Source organism: Phocoenobacter atlanticus subsp. cyclopteri, assembly GCF_018343795.1.
Taxonomy (GTDB): domain Bacteria; phylum Pseudomonadota; class Gammaproteobacteria; order Enterobacterales; family Pasteurellaceae; genus Phocoenobacter; species Phocoenobacter atlanticus.
Genome location: NZ_CP074346.1, coordinates 318,313 through 336,202 on the forward strand (window position 1 = coordinate 318,313; position 17,890 = coordinate 336,202).

16 protein-coding genes and 3 pseudogenes are annotated in these 17,890 nt (G+C 35.3%); 7 read left to right on the plus strand and 12 right to left on the minus strand.

What is annotated here, in order from left to right; all coding sequences use genetic code 11:
* The first annotated feature begins 94 nt into the window (after positions 1-94).
* The 3 genes and pseudogenes from rdgC (at position 95) to KGI96_RS01500 (ending at position 2,189) form a co-directional block, all read left to right on the plus strand.
* Positions 95-1,003, plus strand: coding sequence for a recombination-associated protein RdgC (rdgC, locus tag KGI96_RS01490; protein WP_211599354.1), 909 nt, complete (start codon positions 95-97; stop codon positions 1,001-1,003).
* The gene (gene nudB, locus KGI96_RS01495; RefSeq protein ID WP_211599353.1) at positions 1,003-1,446 is read left to right on the plus strand and encodes a dihydroneopterin triphosphate diphosphatase; all 444 of its coding nucleotides are present in this window, start codon (positions 1,003-1,005) and stop codon (positions 1,444-1,446) included. Before rdgC ends, nudB begins: the two co-directional genes overlap by 1 nt.
* Positions 1,447-1,465: 19 nt before the next feature.
* Positions 1,466-2,189: pseudogene (locus KGI96_RS01500) on the plus strand (YebC/PmpR family DNA-binding transcriptional regulator).
* Positions 2,190-2,306: 117 nt separating this feature from the next.
* On the opposite strand, the gene KGI96_RS01505 reads toward KGI96_RS01500, so the two are convergent.
* Entirely contained in the window at positions 2,307-3,479 is a 1,173-nt protein-coding gene (locus KGI96_RS01505) for a lipoprotein-releasing ABC transporter permease subunit (protein ID WP_211599352.1), read from the minus strand.
* 270 nt (positions 3,480-3,749) lie between these two features.
* Between KGI96_RS01505 and KGI96_RS01510 the strand changes: the two genes are divergently transcribed.
* Positions 3,750-4,187, plus strand: coding sequence for a hypothetical protein (locus KGI96_RS01510; RefSeq protein WP_211599351.1), 438 nt, complete (start codon positions 3,750-3,752; stop codon positions 4,185-4,187).
* 303 nt (positions 4,188-4,490) lie between these two features.
* Positions 4,491-4,889 (plus strand): annotated as a pseudogene (locus tag KGI96_RS01515) (transposase); the annotation flags it as partial.
* A 241-nt stretch (positions 4,890-5,130) separates the two neighbouring features.
* On the opposite strand, the gene KGI96_RS01520 reads toward KGI96_RS01515, so the two are convergent.
* Positions 5,131-5,484: a hypothetical protein gene (locus tag KGI96_RS01520; RefSeq protein WP_211599350.1), complete on the minus strand. Its 354-nt coding sequence runs from the start codon at positions 5,482-5,484 to the stop codon at positions 5,131-5,133.
* A 371-nt stretch (positions 5,485-5,855) separates the two neighbouring features.
* On the opposite strand from KGI96_RS01520, the gene KGI96_RS01525 reads away from it, so the two are divergent.
* Both KGI96_RS01525 and KGI96_RS11090 read left to right on the plus strand, forming a co-directional pair.
* Positions 5,856-9,623 (plus strand): YadA-like family protein, encoded by a 3,768-nt coding sequence (locus KGI96_RS01525; RefSeq protein ID WP_213156519.1) that lies wholly within the window; start codon positions 5,856-5,858, stop codon positions 9,621-9,623.
* Positions 9,624-9,846: 223 nt separating this feature from the next.
* Positions 9,847-10,715, plus strand: a pseudogene (locus tag KGI96_RS11090) (IS256 family transposase); the annotation flags it as partial.
* A gap of 17 nt (positions 10,716-10,732) precedes the next feature.
* Here KGI96_RS11090 and KGI96_RS01545 read toward each other — a convergent pair.
* From KGI96_RS01545 to KGI96_RS01590, 10 genes are all read right to left on the minus strand, one after another.
* Complete coding sequence (locus tag KGI96_RS01545) at positions 10,733-11,839, minus strand: ISAs1 family transposase (RefSeq protein WP_213156520.1); 1,107 nt, start codon at positions 11,837-11,839, stop codon at positions 10,733-10,735.
* Positions 11,840-12,147: 308 nt separating this feature from the next.
* Positions 12,148-13,479, minus strand: coding sequence for a Fic family protein (locus tag KGI96_RS01550; RefSeq protein WP_211599456.1), 1,332 nt, complete (start codon positions 13,477-13,479; stop codon positions 12,148-12,150).
* Positions 13,480-13,757: 278 nt separating this feature from the next.
* Positions 13,758-14,123, minus strand: a complete 366-nt coding sequence (locus KGI96_RS11305) for a tyrosine-type recombinase/integrase (RefSeq protein ID WP_211599457.1) — start codon at positions 14,121-14,123, stop codon at positions 13,758-13,760.
* A gap of 77 nt (positions 14,124-14,200) precedes the next feature.
* Entirely contained in the window at positions 14,201-14,425 is a 225-nt protein-coding gene (locus KGI96_RS11310) for an integrase arm-type DNA-binding domain-containing protein (RefSeq protein WP_211599458.1), read from the minus strand.
* Positions 14,426-15,040: 615 nt separating this feature from the next.
* On the minus strand, positions 15,041-15,298 hold the full coding sequence (locus KGI96_RS01565) for a colicin immunity domain-containing protein (protein ID WP_211599465.1): 258 nt from the start codon (positions 15,296-15,298) through the stop codon (positions 15,041-15,043).
* A 499-nt stretch (positions 15,299-15,797) separates the two neighbouring features.
* Entirely contained in the window at positions 15,798-16,229 is a 432-nt protein-coding gene (locus KGI96_RS01570; protein ID WP_211599454.1) for an ArsR family transcriptional regulator, read from the minus strand.
* 14 nt (positions 16,230-16,243) lie between these two features.
* A complete protein-coding gene (locus KGI96_RS01575; protein ID WP_211599453.1) occupies positions 16,244-16,579 on the minus strand; it encodes a hypothetical protein in 336 nt (111 codons plus the stop codon).
* Positions 16,579-16,779, minus strand: coding sequence for a hypothetical protein (locus tag KGI96_RS01580; RefSeq protein ID WP_211599452.1), 201 nt, complete (start codon positions 16,777-16,779; stop codon positions 16,579-16,581). Before KGI96_RS01580 ends, KGI96_RS01575 begins: the two co-directional genes overlap by 1 nt.
* On the minus strand, positions 16,772-17,014 hold the full coding sequence (locus tag KGI96_RS01585) for a hypothetical protein (protein ID WP_211599451.1): 243 nt from the start codon (positions 17,012-17,014) through the stop codon (positions 16,772-16,774). Before KGI96_RS01585 ends, KGI96_RS01580 begins: the two co-directional genes overlap by 8 nt.
* Positions 17,007-17,834 carry a host cell division inhibitor Icd-like protein gene (locus KGI96_RS01590; RefSeq protein ID WP_229577146.1) on the minus strand — a complete coding sequence of 276 codons (828 nt, stop codon included), beginning with the start codon at positions 17,832-17,834 and terminating at the stop codon, positions 17,007-17,009. Before KGI96_RS01590 ends, KGI96_RS01585 begins: the two co-directional genes overlap by 8 nt.
* Between the last annotated feature and the right edge of the window lie 56 nt (positions 17,835-17,890).

The window sequence follows — 17,890 nt, forward strand, 5'->3', positions numbered from 1 at the left end:
AATTCTATAACCAGAATAATATAAATTTTTTATGCGTTATTTCACTAACTTTGTTACTATATATCCCATAAAAAGATAACCTCAAGGAATAAAAATGTATTGGTTTAAAAATGTGATGATTTATCGTTTAACCTCACCGCTTGAAATAAACAGTGATGAGTTGGAAACAAAACTGCAAGCAAATAAATATCACCCTTGCTCTCAAAGTGAGATGAGTAAATTTGGGTGGGGAGTGCCATTGGTAACAAGTGATTTATTACATTTTAATTTACAAAAGCAATTTTTATTAGTTTCACATAAAGAAGAGAAAATCTTACCAGCTCCTGTAATTAAAGCAGAAATGGAAGAACGCATTGCTGTGTTGGAAGAAAAAGAAAACCGTAAATTGAAAAAAACAGAGAAACAAGCAATTAAAGATGATGTAGTCGCAATGTTATTATCTCGTGCATTTAGTAAACATCAACATACGGCAATTTGGTTAGATTTAGAAACCCAATTAGTTTACGTGGATAGTGCTTCAAGTAAGCGTGCGGAAGATACCTTAGCATTATTACGCAAAACCCTAGGTTCTTTACCCGTTGTGCCAATCTCGTTTACTTTACAACCTAGTGAAGTAATGACAAATTGGGTTGCGAAAGGACATACACCAAATTGGCTCACGTTGTTAGAAGAAGCAGAGTTAAAATCCTTTGATACTGAAAGTGTTATTCGTTGTAAACGCCAAGATTTAGAAACTGAAGAGATTGGTTTACATTTAACTGCAGGCAAATATGTCACCAAATTAGCATTGGAATGGGAAGAACATTTTTCTTTTGTACTCAATGATGATGCGACCCTTTCTCGTGTAAAATATGCCGATGACATCAAAGAAAAAAATGATGATATTTTAAAAGAAGATATAGCACAACGTTTTGATGCTGATTTTGTGTTGATGACAGGTGAGTTAAAGCAATTTACTCAAAATTTAATTGAAGAATTTGGTGGCATTAAAGAGCGTTTATAATGGCATATAAAAATAATCAGTCTGTTCTTGTGGTTATTTATGCAACAACGACTAATCGAGTATTAATGTTACAACGCCAAGATGATCCTACTTTTTGGCAATCAGTAACAGGCACGATTGAAAAGGGTGAAGAACCTTTTCAAACAGCATTAAGAGAAGTCAAAGAAGAAACAGGAATTGATATTATTGCTCAAAATTTATCACTTTATGACACAAAAAAGAGTATAAAATTTGAGATTTTTCCTCAATTCCGTTATAAATATGCCCCAGATGTAACGCATTGTACCGAACATTGGTTTTTATTGGCACTTGAACAAGAAATTGAGCCAGCATTAACCGAACATTTGGCTTTTCAGTGGCTAAATATGAATGATGCAATACAATTAACCAAATCGCCGAATAATGCACAGGCGATACAGCAATTTTTAAATCAAAGTAATTAAATTAAAAAAAGGAAAATTTATGGCAGGTCATAGTAAGTGGGCTAACATCAAACACCGCAAAGCAGCACAAGATGCACAACGTGGTAAAATTTTTACAAAATTAATTCGTGAATTAGTAACAGCAGCAAAAATAGGGGGGGGCGATCCTGCTGCCAATCCTCGTTTGCGTGCGGCAGTCGATAAAGCATTATCAAGTAATATGACACGTGATACGATCAACCGTGCGATTGAGCGTGGTGTCGGTGGTGGTGATGACACGAATATGGAAACCAAAATCTATGAAGGTTACGGTGCTGGTTGAGTGTTTAAGTGATAATGCAAACCGTACCATTTCACAAGTGCGTCCAAGTTTTACAAAATGTGGTGGTAGCTTAGGAACAGAAGGTTCAGTAGGTTATTTATTTACTAAACAAGGCTTAATTTTAATTGCAGAAGCAGATGAAGATAGTTTAACCGAAGCAGCAATTGAAGCGGGGGCTGACGATATTCAGCCACAAGACGATGGCTCTTTTGAAATCTATACAGCGTGGGAAGACGTAAGCTCAGTAAAAGATGAAATTGAAAAAGCAGGCTTTAAAATAGAATCTGCGGAAGTGACGATGATCCCTTCAACCTCAGTGGATTTAGACGCTGAAACTGCACCAAAATTATTGCGTTTAATTGATATGCTAGAAGATTGTGATGATGTTCAAAATGTTTATCACAATGGTGAGATCAGTGATGAGGTAGCGGCAACGCTTTAATTTTTACTTGTTGGGATTCCCCCCTCCTAACCTCCCTCCCCTGCAAGTGGTATGCACCCCAAAGGTTGTGTCCAACTTTTGGGGTGCATACCACGCTCGCGGGAGGGCTAGGGTGGGTTATTCATACCTTAACGCAGCCGCTGGCTCAATCCTTGAAGCTTGATAAGCAGGATAAAGCGTGCAAAGTAACGACAGTAAAATTGATGTGACTATTATAATTGCGACCTGTGGGGTAGAAATTTCAGAAGGTAACGCAATGCCTACAGGGTTAATTAAACTAATTAAATCACTTAAATAAAGCGTGGCTAAAAGACCAAATATTCCCCCCAATATTGCCCCCATTACACCAACAATAGAACCTTGCCACATAAATAATTGCATTACTTGTGATTTAGTTAATCCTTGCGTTTGGAGAATGGCAATTTCCCCTTGTTTATCCACAACCATCAAACTGAGTGAGGTAATAATGTTAGAAATGGCAACCACAATAATTAAGCTGACTAACAGCCCCATCATATTTTTTTCCATTTTAACTGCTTGAAAAAATTCACCTTTTTGTTCTCGCCAATCATTGATTTTCCATTTGGAATGGTCAAAATAATGAGTTAAATCCGATACTTGAAAAGGGTCATTTAAAAATAAACGATACCCTTGAACTTTATCTGGTTGAATATGGAGTAAACGCCCTACATCACTTAAATTAGCAAAGAGCGTATTATTTTCATTCTGACTAAAATAAATACCTGAAACAGTAAATAAGCGTTGTATAGGTACTCTACCAAAAGGTGTGTAACGACTATTTTCAGTAATCATTAAGCGAATTTTATCTCCCTCTTTAATATTTAATTGATTAGCTAAAGAATAGCTGACAATAACATTAAATGACGAAGTGGGAAGAAGTGATGAAATGTTTAAATACTCAATAGCGGGATCATCGGTGTTATTTTCCACACCAATCAACTCGCCTGCATTAATACCGTTTTTACTTTGAATAACAACATTTGTACGGTTGATCGGTACACTTTTTGCAATAAATGAAGGAAATGTAACCGCTTGTTTTTTTTCTAAATGTCCCTCAATGGGTGAAATAATAGCGTGAGGGAGATCAGAAAGTAAATTCTGCTTTTGCATATTTTCTAATCCATTCATCACAGAAAGTACAATAATCAACGCCATTACACCAAGAATAATCCCTAAACTCGCCAGATTAGTGACTAATCGACCAAAACGGTCAGCACTTTTTGATCGCCAATAACGAAGTGCAATAAAGAGAGTCGTATTCAAATTCATTATTTACCAAATTTAGGAATGAAAACAAGGTACAAATGATATGCTTTTGAGAGCTTTTTGTGAAGTGTTTATTTTTGATATTACAGATCTTTAAAAAAATAATATTATCTATTATTATTCTAGTAATCAGTGATAGGAGGAGAGTGAAATGAATAATGTATTAGTCCGTATTTATAAAGAACAACAAGTGAACATATTGATGGTAAGGGATTATCATTTATTACTTGTCTTGAGGGACAGCAAGATCAATTTGAACGACGTATTCTGTTAATGGCATTGGGTTATGCTTACTTAAATGTAATGGAAGATTTAAGTAATCAACTTGCAGAAGAAACACATCAAATTACTAAGACAAATTATGATATAAAAAAATTAACGGAATTATATATACAGGCAACAGAATTTAACGCTCGTTTTTTCTTTTTCCTTCCAGTGAAACATAAAAATACTAGTTTGGTAGAAACGTGGAAAAATATTAATAAAATACTGGATATTGATAGCATAAACAAAGAGTTACTTCAGAAAATTGAAAATATTCATCATATTTTAGACTGGCAAAAAAATCAAAAAGAGCAAATGGCTAAAGAACAAAAACAAAAAATAGATGATCAATTTAATTATAAAATTGCGATTATTGGGATAATCTTAGCCTTTTTTGGGGTACTTGAATTTGTTTTGGAGGCATACAGTACTTTCGGAGGGTCGTAATGTAGGTATTGCCCTCAATAGCATTTGAGTTGTAGCTATGTTCAATAATAAATTCATCTCGCAAGCGTTTTAATTCAGCCTGTGAGAATAGTCTTAATTTTTTAACTTCAGTTTTTAAGCGGTTTATTTCATTGAGTAGTTTCATAATAGTAAGATATTTAAAGTCACTGTATATATTAATCAGTAATTTTTATTTAGACTGCAAGTTGAAAATAAAAGAGAATGAAAGAATATAAAAATAACTGTGTATCTGCTTTAATATACAAAAAACATTAAGGTGGATACTAACATGAAAAAACAAATATAACCGACCAAATCGAAGCCCTACTTGAACAACTAGATTCTCAAGAAGATATCGCAAATGCAACTCAGCTATTGCACAAACGTTTCTTTGAGAAGTCACTCAATGCTGAATTAGATGTACATCTAGGCTATCAAAAGAACACTATGCGTAAAGGAAGTAACGCTAGGAATGGCGTTACAACCAAAACAGTATATTCTGAAGAGGGGAAGTTCTCTATCGGTACGCCACGTGATAGAGAAGGCACTTTTGAGCCTGAAATCATTAAAAAACGACAAACTAGAGTACCGACACTAGACTCAAAAATCATTCATTTATATTCACAAGGAATGAGTACCCGAGAAATCACTGAAACCGTGTCAGAGCTTTATGGCACAGAGGTTTTCCCTGCATTGATATCCATAGGTATCACACAAATCCGCCAGTCTGGAAGAGGGTTAACGACTCAGCGATTTTCTGAGGAGACATGGTTTGCATCAGTTCGTAAGCTTCCAGTAAAATAAGGTAGCCGTCAAGTAAAGCTGGTACTGTAATTGGTCGTGTTCGTTTGGTTCGTCGTCCAGAAAGTCGCATAAGTAACATCTTGAGTTCTTGTGCTTTTTTTGAATCGTCCAGCATGAGTCACCATATCATTATGCAACTTTAAGCAACAATTAAAGCACGTTTTAGTTGTCCATCGGCTGTTATCAAATTTTGAGCAATAGGTAATGGGTATCCCGTCGAGTCGCTAACCAACAAGCTACTTTGTAACTCATAACCCACATCATGTTTGTGAGTCATCTTTAGTTTATCCGTTTTGTTCGCATGACTAAGGGCTAGGCGAGACCAATCGTGCATCACAAGAGCATAGTCCAAACAAAACGAGCTAACCCCTGATTTTGCATTAGAAACCAATGGCTCTGATAAATCTGAAATAGTGACATTATCATTTTTCAAAAAACGGTATAACCCTTGAGTATGAGTGTGTGTCTTATTGTTATCAAAAGGTGTTTTCATAGAATTCGTATGTTTTCCTTACTGTGTCATGTGTGTTACTAGGGAAAAGTAACGACTACGCAACCTTTGGTATTTTTTAAAAATATATTTTTCATCATTTTCATATTTGAACACAGTTCGATTTGTGTAGATACCTATGCACTGGAGATAGGATAAAGAGAGGAAAATAAAAAACTATCTATCACAATTCTTATTTTTGTTTGTTTTTTAATCAATCTGTCTCTATTTTTTGCAATTTTTTCTTGCATTTTTTTTTTACTCTTGGGAAGGGTAAACACATTTTTTACAAAATGTTAACGGGTAATGAAAAGATTTTATATCCTCTTAAAAAAATCCTAAGGAAAGGTTATCTAATTTAAAGGTCCTTAATTATGAACAAAATCTACAAAATTGTTTTCAACCGAAAACTTCAAGTTTATACAGTCGTTTCAGAATTGGCGAAAGGCAGAACAAAAAACCAATCTCAGTCTTCAATTCTCAAAAAAAATAAAAAAATGGTTTTTAGTCTATCAAAAATAGCACTAATATCATCTGTGATATTTGCTAGTACTGGAGTAGCAGCAAACGTCGATATACCTACTATGGAATTTTCTAGTGGAGGCTTTAAATTAAGTGATAGTTATGTTCCAGGAAATTCAGTTGGAAGTTCAGGTTTAAGTAAACTTGATTTTGGAGATGGACTAAAAGTAGAAGATACACCATTAATCGATGATAAACGAACCTTATTGATTACGGATACGCCATCAATCGATGATAAACAAACTTTATCGATTGTTTTAGATTTAGATAAAGATGCTATTCGAAATGATCCTAGTTTAAAAGGACCAATTGGTGTAACTAGAGGCCCTGAATACCTTAGAGGCGGATCTGGTGACTCTGACCCATATGCTGGACCAACTGGACCAACTGGACCAACTGGACCTAAAGGAGACCCTGGAGTAGCTGGAGCTAAAGGAGACAAAGGAGACAAAGGAGACCCTGGAGTAGCTGGAGCTAAAGGAGACAAAGGAGACAAAGGAGACCCTGGAGTAGCTGGAGCTAAAGGAGACAAAGGAGACAAAGGAGACCCTGGAGTAGCTGGAGCTAAAGGAGATAAAGGTGACCCTGGAGTAGCTGGAGCTAAAGGAGATAAAGGTGATAAAGGTGATAAAGGTGATAAAGGAGACCCTGGAGTAGCTGGAGCTAAAGGAGATAAAGGTGATAAAGGTGATAAAGGAGACCCTGGAGTAGCTGGAGCTAAAGGTGACAAAGGTGACAAAGGAGATAAAGGAGACCCTGGAGTAGCTGGAGCTAAAGGAGATAAAGGTGACAAAGGTGACCCTGGTGTGGCTGGAGCTAAAGGAGATAAAGGTGATAAAGGAGACCCTGGAGTAGCTGGAGCTAAAGGAGATAAAGGTGACAAAGGTGACCCTGGTGTGGCTGGAGCTAAAGGAGATAAAGGTGATAAAGGAGACCCTGGAGTAGCTGGAGCTAAAGGAGATAAAGGTGATAAAGGTGACAAAGGAGACCCTGGAGTAGCTGGAGCTAAAGGTGACAAAGGTGACCCTGGTGTGGCTGGAGCTAAAGGGGACAAAGGTGACCCTGGAGTAGCTGGAGCTAAAGGAGATAAAGGTGACAAAGGAGACCCTGGTGTGGCTGGAGCTAAAGGGGACAAAGGTGACCCTGGAGTAGCTGGAGCTAAAGGTGATAAAGGAGATACTGGAGCTTCTGCTTTTGAAAGCTGGAAAGAAATAGAGAAAGGTAAAGGGAAAGCGGATTCTGAACTTACTATGGATAAATTCTTAGAATCTATTAAGGGTAGTGCTGGAAAAAACGGTGTAATCAAACTCAATGGACACGATGGCATCGACGGAAAACCAGCGAAAGAGGTTTCAGCCGACATCAAAGTGGTTAATGGAAAAGCAGGCGTTAATGGAAAAGACGGCGAAAGCTTAACACGAGTGATTTACCAAGATGAAACTGGCACAACGCATACAGTCGCCACACTGGATGATGGCTTAGCTTTCCAAGGTAATGATGAGTCGAAGAAAGTGACGACAGCCCTTAATGGCACCTTGGTGATTGAAGGACAAAAAGGCACAGATCCAGCTAAACACTTAACGAAAGACTCTGAGTTTGCTGCAGACAATATCTTTGTCGATACCACAACAGATGGCAAGTTAGAAATCAAACTGGCGAAGAAACTGCAAGGTGTTGAAGGTATTGGCATTGCGGGTAAAGACGGTGAAAACGGCGTCACTATCAAAGGTGAAGATGGTACCAATGGAACTAACGGTGTAATCGGACTCAATGGTCACGATGGAATCGATGGTAAAGATCAAAAAGCTGTTTCAGCCGACATCAAAGTGGTTAATGGAAAAGCAGGCGTTAATGGAAAAGACGGCGAAAGCTTAACACGAGTGATTTACCAAGATGAAACTGGCACAACGCATACAGTCGCCACACTGGATGATGGCTTAGCTTTCCAAGGTAATGATGAGTCGAAGAAAGTGACGACAGCCCTTAATGGCACCTTGGTGATTGAAGGACAAAAAGCCACAGATCCAGCTAAACACTTAACGAAAGACTCTGAGTTTGCTGCAGACAATATCTTTGTCGATACCACAACAGATGGCAAGTTAGAAATCAAACTGGCGAAGAAACTGCAAGGTGTTGAAGGTATTGGCATTGCAGGTAAAGACGGTTTAAGTATTGCAGGGAAAGATGGAGCAAATGGCTTAAACGGTAAAGACGGTGAAAATGCGGTTGCGATTAATGGAAAAGACGGTATTTCAATCAAAGGAAAAGATGGAAAAGACGGCGTGTCGATTAAAGGTGCAGATGGCATTGCGGTAAATGGTAAAAATGGAAAAGATGGCGTATCAATCCACGGTGATGATGGCATCAGTATTAAAGGTAAAGATGGTAAAACATTGGTTACTCTTGGTAAGGATGGTCAAAATGGTAATCACGGTGTTATAGGGCTTCAAGGAGCACCAGGTAAAAATGGAGCAGACGGTAAATTCTATGACATCAGTATCCAAAATGGAAAAAATGACTTAGATGGCACCACAACCGACAGAATCGTTTATGTTGATAAAGCAACAGAAGACAAAAAAGAAGTTGCCACACTGGATGATGGTTTAATCTTTGCAGGTGATACGGGAACCAACAAAGGTATTAAGTTAAATAAAACTTTAAATATCAAAGGTGGTGTTACTGAAACAAATAAACTGACTGATGGCAACAACATTGGAGTGGTAGCAGGTGCAAATGGTTTAGCAATTAAACTGGCGAAAAACTTAACAGGAATTGAAAGTATCACAGGTTTAACAAATACCACTTGGGATACAAGCAAGGTTGTTGACGACAGAGCGGCAACGGAAGGTCAATTAAAAGTGGTGGATGGTAAAGTCAATGATTTAAAAGATACCGTTAGTAATCTCAAATTAGGTATTGAGAATGACACAAAAATTGATATTGCTAAAATCAAACTTGTTGATAATGATGTCGATGCAAGCAAACTGGAAAATGGAGAAAAAACTGTTGGAAACAGTGGAAAAATTCAACTAGATGCAAATGGCAATTTAAAACTTAACTTTGGTAAAAACCTAGATGCAAAAGTGGGAAAAGACGGAAGCTTAACACTTTCAGCAGCAACGGTTGGCAAAGTAGAGCTTAAGGATGCAGATAAGATTGAAATTGGCAATACTACAATTGGCAACAAAGGCATTACTATTAATAAAGGCGGAAACCTCCATCTTCAAACTGGTTCAACGATTAAAGTTGAGAAAGATGTGAATATTAATATGGGAGGAAACCAAATCCATAATATCGCAGCAGGAACAAAACCAACGGATGCGGTGAATGTTTCTCAGCTTATTAAGGTAAAAAATACATTGTCTAATAGAATAGATAACGTTGAAAAACGAGCGAGTAGTGGAACATCAAGTGCGATGGCGGCAGCTCATTTACCTCAAGCCTATAGTGCTGGTGATAGTATGATTTCATTGGCAGGGGCAACTTATGATAAGGCAACCTCTATTGCTATAGGGTTATCTTCAGTATCAGATAATGGAAAATGGATTATTAAAGGTTCGGTTAATACGAATACTGAAGGTAAAGTTGGTGCAGGATTTGGTGCTGGCTATCGTTGGTAGTTTTAATGGGTAATCATTACATCTTAATCTAAAATAAAATGCCCTCTTCATTTGAAGGGGGCATTTTTTGTTGGATAGATAGCGGGTTGATTTTGTTTAAAATTTGTAACTCATCACCATTGATTTTTAAATTGATGGTTAAATAGATGTGATTATTCTCAAGACTATAAAAATAACTGTGTATCTGCTTTAATATACAAAAAACATTAAGGTGGATACCAATATGAAAAAAGCAAATTTAACCAACCAAATCGACGCTCTACTTGAACAACTAGATTCTCAAGAAGATATCGCAAATGCAACTCAGTTATTGCACAAACGTTTCTTTGAGAAATCACTCAATGCTGAATTAGATGCACATCTAGGCTATCAAAAGAATGGTACACGTAAAGGTAGCAATGCCAGAAATGGCGTTACAACCAAAACGGTATATACCGAAGAAGGTAAATTTTCTATCTCGTTGTTAAAGTCCGTCAAGATAAACGTGTGATTAACAAGGCTATTTACCTCGCCTTAGGCATTAATATGCAAGGACAAAAGGAGCTTCTAGGCTTGTGGATATCTGAAAATGAAGGAGCTAAATTTTGGTTAGGGGTACTGACTGAATTACAAAATCGTGGTGTGAAAGATATCCTTATTGCTTGTGTTGATGGATTAACGGGCTTTCCTGATGCGATTAATGCTGTTTATCCAAAAACTAAGATACAGCTTTGTATCGTCCATATGGTGCGTAATTCTATGAAATATGTGCCTTATAAGGACTATAAAGCAGTTGCTCGAGATTTAAAGAAAATTTATCAATCTGCGACAGAAGATGAAGCCTTGCAGAAATTAGATAATTTTGCGAATACTTATGATGATAAATATCCGTAAATATCACGGTCTTGGTATAAACACTGGGATAAGCTGAATACCTTGTTTAACTACCCTGAGGATATAAGAAAAGCCATTTATACGACGAATGCTATTGAGTCTGTAAATAGTGTTATTCGCAAAGTCATCAATAAAAGAAAATTATTCCCAACGGATAACTCTGCAAAAAAAGTTGTCTATCTGGCTATTCAAAATGCCTCTAAAAAATCAGGGCAACCGCGTACTTTGTCTATAAATTAATCACACACACCAAAAATAAGCTCAGACCTCATTTCATCAGACCAGCCAGCTGATTTCAGCTTGCTTTTCATACTATTTTTAGCTGGATGTAGTCGTGCTAAATTAAGCCCTAAACGCCTAATTATTGCCATATTTTCAACGCCATCCCCCAAATAAATCGTACTATCATCTTCTTTAAAAACAACATCAAGCACCCAATGCGCTTTATTTTCAACTTCCCAATGACCCCTAATATATTTCGCAAAGTCTTCGCAAGGAACATCTAAGCTACTGATATAAAATACTTTTTCTTCACTTTTCTTGCCTTTGTCTTCTCTTATCCTATGAACTTGAATAAGGCTTTTAATTCCTGTCCAACCTTGAGATTCCAAAAGCCAATCACTTATTGGTAATTTTGAATAATACCGTTGATCTATTCGACTTCTTTCACAGTTAACCTCTTGAAACTCATCTATTTTTATTGATTTTTCTCGCACTACTTTATGAAAATAACTTTCTATTTCATTTCTAAATTTCTTATGATTATTTTTCAATGGCATCACATAATCGCTCTTCTTTTCTATGATTTTCTTCGCTATTTTCTTTTGCGTATTCATCGCATCTACCGTAATGACGGCTTGATTTAGCTCTAAAATATCTATCATTTCTAGAATGCTTTCATTCTCATTTTTCTTACCTTTGGACTTATTTTGAGCTAAAATTAATCCTCTTGAACAGCTCCAAGCCGTAATACTATGTAGCGCATTATGAGGCTCTAAATGTGAACTGTTTTTTAATTTTTTACCATCTATTGCAATACACTCTTTGCCTTGTGATTTTCGTATCTCATTGATAAAATTAATAAAAATATAATTTAATTTCTCAGGATTTATCCGTCTTACAATACGAGAAATCGTATCATCAACAGGAATACCATTTTCAAAATCTCGGTATTTTCGTAACCATTTTATATTCAATTTACCAAACTGATGAATTTCACTCCATCCTTCTGCACCTGATATTACCGTACTTACGACAAGAAAAATAACATCTAAGAAGTCATGTTTTTTGTTTATATCTTTGCGAGGGTCTTCCAAATCTTTAAAAGCTGATAATATATTCATTTTTACACCTATTTGTTATTGAATAATAGGTGCTATTAGATCATATTTTTAAGAAAAGTGCGATCTTGCCCTGTCTAAAAAATGGACAATGCCAATTAGAGACTGGAAATTAGCACTCAATAAGTTTATGATTGAGTTTGATGGTCGCTTGCTGATTATCTTTAACTAAATTGCAGTTACACAGTTTAGGAGGCAGTCTCGGTAAAACCCTCTTATACGTACCGAATAATTGTTTATTTTTAGGACAAAACACAAAATGGCGTTTTGTATATTAAGGGGTGTATCTTTTCCACCCCTTTCATTATCAATTAAAGGGCTTTTAATCTTTCCAATAAGTCACTAGGTGATATATAAGCTGTGGTATTCCCATTTTTAAATGTACCTAGCAAGTTTAATTGAGAGAGTGCTTTCAGATCTTTTCTTGCAGTATTTTCTGATACGTCATATTCATTGCAGATTTCTTTCACTGTGAAAATATAACCACTTTCTTTTACTGCTTTTTGTAAAATCTGAATTTGGCGATTATTGATTTTTTTGGTGCTTCTCGCTGTAAATTTTGCTACTTCACCTACAAACTCATTAAACCGTTTCTGCTTATCAGCAATATAATTTTCTAAATCAGTAATCGATCTTTTGATAATATCAGCTTGATAATATAAGAAGTATGTTATATCAAGATCATCTGTTTCTGTATTCAAATAAGCCATTGCGTACTTTTTAGGAGCTTGTTTTAATAATCTACTAATAGAGACATATTCAAATAACCAATACCCATTTTTAAGCATAAACCAATAAAATAATGCTCTTGCTGTTCTTCCGTTTCCATCACCAAATGGGTGAATAAAACCGATTAAGAAGTGAATAATAATTGCTTTAACAGTTGGGTGGATAAAAGTATCACTTTCATTGCTATGGTTAGTGTTTACAAAGTCACAAAAAGCAATCATTAAATCATTTAGCTTTTCATAGCTTGGCGGTCGATGAATAATATTACCGTCATAATCAGCAATATAAATTTCATCATTTTTTCTAAATTCACCTGCAACTGCTTTATTATTAATTGCTTTATCAGTCGCAATTTGGTGAAGTTTTAAAATCATCTCTATGCTTAACGGTTTATCTATTAGCTTGATCACTTCTTTCATTAAATAATAATTATTTAATATCATTATTTCATCTTTATTGGTCGGCTTTCTTTCCGTTTTAAGCATTTCTTTTGCCACCTTTCGGGTAGTAACCGCACCCTCTAACTGTGCCGATGTAATTGCTTCTTCAATAATTAAAGATTTCAATAAGAATTTATTTTGTTCGCCTTTGCTAAAACCTGTCAAATTACTTGTGCCGATATTCCCACCTGTTGATTTATCTATAAAGTGTAATATCCCTTGTAAGCTATCAGGAACACAAAAAGAAAAGTTAAAATCATTTAGTAGTAAATGGTTCATCAATGAACTACGATTAAGCTTAACCGCCAACCATTTAGTCTTAGTGTCTTTAGTGTAAGTGTATTTGAACTTATCCCAACTTAGATAATGACCTCTTTCATCAGTGGCTTTAAATTCTTCCATATAGCCAAAAAGTTGGGTAGGCTCTACTTCTTCAAATAAAGCTTTTATTTTTGGTGGATTAGGTATCTTCATATCATTTCTCAATTTTAAATAATTGCGTTGTTTTCCGCATTATTATATTTTTGTTTAATCTTGGCAAGTAATAATTATTTATTATCTCTATTTCTAAGTATCAAAAAGGGGTGTACGCCATTGGCGGATACCCTATTATTGTCAACCGATCCAAATTTGGTTTGGTTACTCAATACTAATTTTCTACTAAGGTCATTATGACAGTACTTCAAAAGGTAAGGTTATAATAACCGTTCCCTGTTTTATCTACTGGTAACCATTAAAAGAAATTTAACCGCTTATGATCCTGTTGAGCAACTTTCTACATAATCGCCCCAACACTGCATTAAGGGTTTACGTTGTTCTAAAAAGGTTTCATTAAGGTAAGTGCTAGCAATAGAGCGTAAACCGTGTGCGACGAGCTTGCCACCGTATCCCATTGAGTGTATAGCATTATTAACGGTTTCTTTATTCATTGGTCTATTTGGTTGCTTATCATTAAAGGGGAATATATAACGGCTATAGTTAGATATTTCTTTCATTACTTCCAAAACATTTAAGGCTTGGGTTGAAAGCGGTACAGTATGCGACCTCTTGCCCCCTTTCATTTTTTCAGCTGGAATAGTCCATAACTTATTTTTAAAATCAATTTCAGCCCATTCCACATTTATTAAATTCTAAAATGCCATAATTAAGAGCAAATTTCATAATCTCATTTAGCAAGATATAATGGAGTAATGTTTCAAATTTTTCTTGCTTGTGCTAGGGTAACGGCTGGATATTGCCCTAAGCCTATTAAAGCCCTTTTGGTTGAAAATGGTCTAGTATAGCGAAAACGCCACAATTTCGCCCCATTCGGTCTAATGAGTATTGTTAGCCCATTGCCGTCATATAAAGAATAATCCTTAGTTTTGGCTTTGGCTCTTTCTACTTCGGTATTAGTAAGCGGTTTTGTTATTCTTGCCATAATGTTTTAGTAATCTGTCTAATATTTTTAGGCATACCGTTTTTAATATTTTAAAGAAACACTGTTTTTTCTTGTTCTGTATGCCTAAAATCTGTGGCTGTAAACGTATTATTGCGCAAGAATATGAAAGAGAATAAAATATAAAAGTGCGTTAAAGCCTGTTGTATCGATGGTTTTGTGTAAGAGAATGAAAGAAAATAAAAGAGAATAAATAAGGAGATGGTGCTAGGGTCGGACTCTATTTGAATGGTTAAGTAATTGATAATGTTGTAATTTGTTTTTCTGTTATCTAAACCGTATGCCTAAATGTATGCCTAAAATCAAAAGTCACCTATAAAAATGCTAGTTTTTATTTGTTTTCATCTCTGGTTTTGGTGGGGTATTTTTATCTTATAACTAAAAACTTAAAATATCAAAATAAAAAATGACTTTACTTCGTTATATTCGTTTAGAAAGCGATACTATACAGTTAGTAATATTCTCTTTTTTTATAATGTTCAAAAACCTCTTTCTAAGCAACTTATTTCATTGATTTGTTTCTTCCAAAAAGTGAGCATAAAAAACCGCTTACATATCTCTATGTAAACGGTCGGTTAATTTTAAATTGTTTAAATTCTAATGATTGATTTCTGCTAGATATCCTCTAACTAGCTGTCTAAATTCAGCTTCGTTGATTTCATAATCATCACCTGGATAATAGTCATCGCAGGCGGTTCTGATTTTGGCAGCTTGCTCCCAAGTATCTTGGTCATTTTGACCAAGCTCTCTATCATTACTATCCCACATATCAAGATATTGGTCTGAGAAATCAAAAGCTGATACTTTGCCTTTATCAAAATCAATCGCAAATTGTATTAATGGTGTTATTACCATATAAAATCCTCTTTAAGATATTTCTTTATTTTAAATAATTTCGATTTTTTGATATGTAAATTTTACACATCAGATATGTAAATTTTACACACCATTGTCTATTATTTGTTCTATTTTGGTGTTCTGATATGTAAAATTTACACAAGTCAGCCTATTTTTTACTATTTCTGATATGTAAAATTTACACACCTTTATATAACTTATACCATATACTTATTTTAACAATGACACTTTTTATATTTTTATGATAAAAAATAGTCAAAAATAGAGTGATAAAATAATTTGGGTCATTTTAGCCAAAAAAATGGCAAAGAAGAATAAAAAATTAGCGTAATGATTGATTGAACACAAAAACGAATTTAACGGCTTATACAGGGATTTTTTGATTAACCAATACAATAGCAAGGGAAGAGTAGTTTTGTTGTCTTTATGCTCGATTTAGGACGGTTTAAATGGATAATAAAAAGGAATGTAAAGAAATTACACTCCTTTGATTTGATTAATTAGCTTTTTTCCATTTGTCACTGGGTCTTTGACTAGGAATTAAGTCAATCTTACTTCTTAGGCTGTTAATCGGTAAGCAAGTCAGGGCATAAAGATTACATTGATTTTTACCGCCCTGCCTTGTCAACTCTATAAATTCGTATTTAATCAGTTCATTAACGCCTTTCAGCAATGATTTGTTAGATAGATTAAACACTTCTTTTGATTGGGTAAGCGGTGCGGATAAATCACCGTTATTTTTACCGTTGTATTGTCCTAGCAAAATAGTAAATACTTTGACCGCTGTGGGTGAAAGGTTTTTAAATTCTTCACTCCTTGCTAGGTCGTGCCTAAATGGTGTAAAAGTAGCACCATTAACAGAACGGCTAAACTCATCTTGTCGCTTACGCTTAACTGATAATCGTCTATCTTGAGCCGTTTTTCCCATATAACCACCTTTTGCTATTTTTTATCCTCGCATTTAGTTACATAGTCCGCCACATTTTCATAATGATAGATTAAATAACTAAGGGCTTGCTTAAATTCTTTAAATGCTTTGGCTTCATTTTTTGATAATGTTTTCCCTTGTGCTAATTGCTTGTAAATCTCTTTACCTGCTTTCAAGCGTTTAACCAATTCTAAACACTCACCACGCATTTTAATTTTGTGATGATAGTCATCAGGGTAATTCTCTTTACAACGCTTTTTTGCTTGATTGGTTAACTCAAATTGCCTGTTTAGCTGTGCCATTTTAAAGCTAAGAATATTCAAGGGCTTTTTAGTTGCTTGCTTTGTCATTATTCACCCCCTCTCATTGCTTTTTGGGCGTTTTCTAATAAGGTTTGAACAAGCCATAACTGATTATGCGTTATCTCACCTGTAAATTTAAACTCGTGATCGTTTTCTTCGAAATGGTCAAGTAAAAACATAATGGTTGAGTGTGCTTGGTCAATATTTTGTGATAGTAAATCCTGTTGTTTAAGAGTTAAATTAGCCATTTTGTACCGCCTTTCTTTCTGTTGTGATTGCTTTCTCTTCTGCTTTTTTAGTTTGCTCTATGCTTTTCTCTAATAAGCCTTGAACCGTCCATAATAGATTGATTTTTACATCTTCAGGAATATCTAAATCTCCTGTGTCTGTGTAATAAATTGTCATTAATTCTATTACTGACTTAGCTTGCTCAAGTGAGCAATAAATATTTTGAATGTCATTAACTGGGCTTGAATTACGCATAAATTCCTCCTTGTAGCTGGAATACGTTATCTATCATTGATGGTTGGTTTTTAAGGGTGATCGTATTGAGAGGCAAATCTGACCTAATGCCTTTATTATCAATGCCTATAGGGGTGATCGTATTTAGATTTGGGCTTTGTTGGGTTCTATGATTAAATTTTAGTGGCTCAATTTGAGCGACTAAATTTTGTGCTTTGTGTGAATTGATACGCCCACATACTGCCAATAGCTGATAATCTGCCGTTAGTTTAAAACGTGCTTCATCTTCATTTGGTGCTTTAATGCGTACTACTTCAGTATTAAAGGTTGGTTTTGTGCGATTGACACATAGTAATAAATAGATCATTGCTAATAACTCCACGATTAAATTATTTGAAGTTACCGCTTTATTTCTCAGGTTTGGGCGGTAACGTGTAACGGGCTGAGAAACTACAAAACCGTGGAATGTAGCAAAGGGCGAACCTTTCCCATTACACGCTACCATTGAGAGAAAGCTAACCGCTAAATTTAAGCGATTATTTTCTTTTGGTGTGCGTATGCTACGAACAAAAAAAGCACGATGAAAAGGCGTGCTACTGTTCGCCACGGTTAAGTTATTCGAGTTCTCAGGCTCGGTTGTAGATTTTGCTACAACGTTAATAATATAACTTAACTCGCCTTGATTTGTAAATTGATATAAATCAATATTTCTAACGGTTGTTTGATTTCTATCCGCCAACACTGATAAAGCATACGCTAAATATTCCAGTGATAAGCGGTTACTTTTTGATGATAATTTGCTATAATTCATAGCGTTATCAAGGTGCTTAGATAATTTCATTATTAATTCCTTAAGATTGCTTTGATAACAATCCGTAAATGTAAGTAGTCAAAATT